This window comes from Robbsia andropogonis (genome assembly GCF_000970345.1).
GTDB classification, from domain to species: Bacteria; Pseudomonadota; Gammaproteobacteria; order Burkholderiales; family Burkholderiaceae; genus Robbsia; species Robbsia andropogonis.
This window is the reverse complement of record NZ_LAQU01000112.1, coordinates 1-2,843: the sequence shown is the minus strand read 5'-3', so window position 1 is coordinate 2,843 and position 2,843 is coordinate 1. Positions and strand designations below refer to the sequence as shown.

General features: G+C 54.5%; 3 protein-coding genes and 1 pseudogene. All 4 read left to right on the top strand.

Annotation, left to right across the window (positions count from 1 at the left end; all coding sequences use genetic code 11):
• A partial coding sequence (locus WM40_RS26180) for a glycosyltransferase (protein WP_157793808.1) occupies nt 1-270 on the top strand: 270 nt, incomplete at its 5' end.
• Between the two features lie 104 nt (nt 271-374).
• Entirely contained in the window at nt 375-995 is a 621-nt protein-coding gene (locus WM40_RS32680; protein ID WP_082103280.1) for a DUF3592 domain-containing protein, read from the top strand.
• A 110-nt stretch (nt 996-1,105) separates the two neighbouring features.
• Nucleotides 1,106-1,309, top strand: a pseudogene (locus WM40_RS29280) (IS6 family transposase); the annotation flags it as partial.
• Between the two features lie 220 nt (nt 1,310-1,529).
• The coding region (locus WM40_RS26175; protein WP_046154509.1) for an AAA family ATPase at nt 1,530-2,843 on the top strand (1,314 nt) is incomplete at its 3' end.

The window sequence follows — 2,843 nt, the reverse complement described above, 5'->3', positions numbered from 1 at the left end:
TTGTCGTGGTCGCTGATGGAGGCGATGGCGGCGGGATGCGCTGTTGTTGCGTCGAACACTGCGCCGGTGGCAGAAGTGCTGAAGGATGGTTCGAATGGTTCGTTGGTCGACTTTTTCGATCATGAGCATTTGGGGACATCGGTCGCGAGATCTCTCCGGCAGCGTCGCAACTTGTTGGGAATGGGTGAACAGGCCCGACTGAGCGTACTTGAAAAGTATGATTTACGCAAAACATGCTTGCCATTACACTTTAAATTACTGGGGTGTTGATGAGGTCAGCTGCTTATTTATGGAAGTCAAAAATAATTCAGATAATTTTAAAAGAAAAGCGCCTTAGTTTTTTGTGATTAACTTTTTGAAATTAATTTAATATTATGATAGGGTTTTATATTGTAGTTTTTATTTTATTATCTGTTCCACTACTCCTTGGCCGGATAATTGGAACTTGGGCAAGCCGACAGTTTCCTGGGGGGCGTGACAATGCAACTGGAGCAATGGTGCTGCTAGGGTGCTGTGTGATTGCAATGTTTTGTTACTATGGCGTGGATGCTGCGATTGCTAGTCGACATAAGCAGGAATTACAGCTGCAAGTGCAAAATTGGCAGTCCACCGAGGCGGTTGTGAAGTCCTATAACGTAGTGTCAGAAGGAGGCGGGCGCGGAAGCACCGTGTGGTGGACGCCTGTTTGGACATATACATACGAAGTCAACAACGTTAGTTATAGCGCCAGAAGTAATTCTATAAATGGGGCTTATGTTGCTAAAGGATATGACTCTAAAGTGTTGGCTGAGGAGGGCGGTGCACTGAGACCGAACGGAAGTGGCGTTGTGGCTTATTACAATCCAAATAATCCCGAGGAATCGGTACTAGATCGTCGGTTAGATAAACCCAGTCCGGATTTCGGACTTTCGCTTCTGATGTTTTTGCTGGCCGCACCGTGCGTGTTTCTTACGTCAATGGCATATGCTATTTGGAGGCGACAATCTGATCGATAGCTGGAACTGGCATTGTCACGTTAGCGTGCGTAGGCCGGAAAAAGGGCTCTGGTGCAAATAGGTGGTCTGAATCTGTTACATTATGCTGCTTAAAAATCGGGTGATCGATGATGAGCAAGGGCAAAGGCGGGGATGGGCGGTTTGATGGCCGACATTTTGATCGCGAAATCATCATTCTGTGTGTTCGCTGGTACCTTCGCTACAAGCTCAGCCTACGCGATCTGGTGGAAATGATGGCAGAGCGCGGCTTATCGCTGGCTCACACCACCATCATGCGCTGGGTGAAACGCTTTACACAAGAGTTCGTTAAACGCTGGAACCGATTTGCAAATCAACAGACAATTTCTTTGAAAGATCTCATGGGTGTCCCCGGTTGTTGTTTTGCGGGGACGTCATCTCATTGGCCGGCGAGATCGTCAATCTCACCAGCGTTCCACCCGACCGGCGGTTTATGCTTGAAAGCAAGCGCCAGCAGCTCGTAACCGACGGCGGACCCGCGTAACATGGCGAAAAATTCCGAAGAGAGGGTCTGTTTTGCCATCCTTGCCACGCAACATCCTGGGGGCCGAGGCCGCCGCAAAGGCCGCCAGCTCTGCTCCGCTTCGTCCTTTCGCATACACCCGCCGTTCGTCAGGAACAAAAGATCTGTCCCTCAAAGAGGAGGTTCTCGATCACACTGGCTATTGGGCGAAGCCGAGCGGGGTGAGCAGCAAGCCGCCTCGATGGATCGTCCAAATCGACGCGACACGCGAGGTTCCCGTCGCCCGGCTCGCGCAAGATTCGTCGGGCATGACACCTCCCGCCGCGACGACCCCTGGCTACATCAACAACGGCTCAGGCAAGTGCGCGCTCGCGGCGTTCCGGCTGATGCCGGCGGTCAAGCTGGGGCCGGCGAATTACAAGTTCCAGGACGAATGGGAGTGGATTGTCCAGTTCGCATTTGCCAAGGCGTTGCCAGTCGGCACGTCGGGCGATGTCTTGACCGACTTCAATGTCCAAGATAGCACCTTGTCTTACAAAGGCCGCGAGACTCCGAAGACGGCCTATCCAATTGCCCACATCAGTCTGATCAAGACCATGGCGGAGCCCGAGCCCATCCAACTTGCTTCGGGCGAGATCTTCACCTACGAAGACGCGACGGCCACGCTGTCGGCCTGGCTGAGCGACGGGAACGCGAACTTCGGCGTTTATTCGGCGGACAGCCGAGAGGACATGGAGCGGCTGCAATACGATCTTGGCTCGGTGTTTGAGGCCGAGGCGGACGCCGAAATCGAGCCGACGCAGAATTTGGAGGTGTTGCCGGCCCCGGATCTCTTCGGCGTTCCGCCGATCGTCTACAAGCTGATCAACGCGGCCTTGGCCGCCGGCAAGCGGCATTTCGTCTTCCATGGGCCTCCGGGGACCGGCAAGACCACGCTCGCTGAATACGTGGCTGAGCAGATCGCGGGAGATGACCTGTCGGATGGCGAGGCGCCCTATACGCTGCTGACGGCGTCGTCGTCATGGAGCTCGCAAGACCTCGTTGGCGGTTATCAGCCGCTCGGGCCGGGCAGGATGGGGTTTGTGCCTGGCGCCATGCTTCGCGACTTCCACAAGCCGATCATCATCGACGAGCTCAATCGCTGCCCGATCGACAAGGTGATCGGGCCGTTGTTTTCCGTTCTGAGCGGGCAATCGACTTCCTTGCCGTATCGAGTGAAGGTCGAAGACGCTACAAGCGAGAACTATCGCATCCTGCCAAAGCCCAACCCTTCCAAGGCAGAGCACGAGTTCGCCCCCGGCCCCGCATGGGCGATGCTGTGCACGCTCAACCAAGTCGACAAGTCGCAGTTGGAGCAGATCAGTTTC

Bases quoted from the DNA above. Each gene is read 5' to 3' on its own strand.
- WM40_RS32680 (WP_082103280.1), top strand. From the start codon at position 375: ATGATAGGGTTTTATATTGTAGTTTTTATTTTATTATCTGTTCCACTA.